The following is a 615-nucleotide window of genomic DNA, read 5'->3' on the forward strand; positions in this document are numbered from 1 at the left end:
ACCGCTGGATATGGCGGGGCATGGGCTTGAGGTGCGGCTTTTTTCTGTGAACCTTTGAGACAAAACCCTCTTTGCCCATGAAGTCCTCATTTGCTTTTGAGCGATAGGCCGTGTCGGCCCACACCGTTGAGGCCGTATTGGTTTTATCCAGAAGTCCCTCTCGCAATCGCGCGCCATCACTTGCGGCGGCATCCGTCGTCTTCCATTTTCGGATGAACCGAAACTTCCGATCGATGGAGACGTGGGATGTGTAGCCAAAGAACGGAATGGCAAGATCCGTTGACTGGATCGTCCCATCATCCTGCCGCTTTGCTTTGGTGAACTTCAGTGTCCAGCGTGCATGACGATCTTTATGGGACAGCTTTGACGGCTTGTCCTGCCAGTTCTGTGAGATCCGTCCTTCCCGAAGCTCGGCTTTCTCAGCGTTGGTATTGCGCTGCTTTGGGGCAGCCAGACCGTTTTGGCATCCGACACACGGTCCGACAGCCCCAGACCAAGGAAGCGCATGAACGACTGGCTGCCGTTGATCAGATATTCCGTCCTTTCATCGGACAAATTGTTCAGCGTCTGGATGACCAGGATCTTGAACATCAGCACCGGATCAAACGGAGGGCG

The 615-nt window shown here is 54.5% G+C and carries 1 pseudogene; it reads right to left on the reverse strand.

Annotated features, from left to right (window positions below):
• Positions 1–615: pseudogene (locus tag HK24_RS11640) on the reverse strand (transposase); the annotation flags it as partial.

The organism is Gluconobacter sp. DsW_058 (genome assembly GCF_002153615.1).
In the GTDB taxonomy this organism is placed as follows: Bacteria; Pseudomonadota; Alphaproteobacteria; order Acetobacterales; family Acetobacteraceae; genus Gluconobacter; species Gluconobacter cerinus.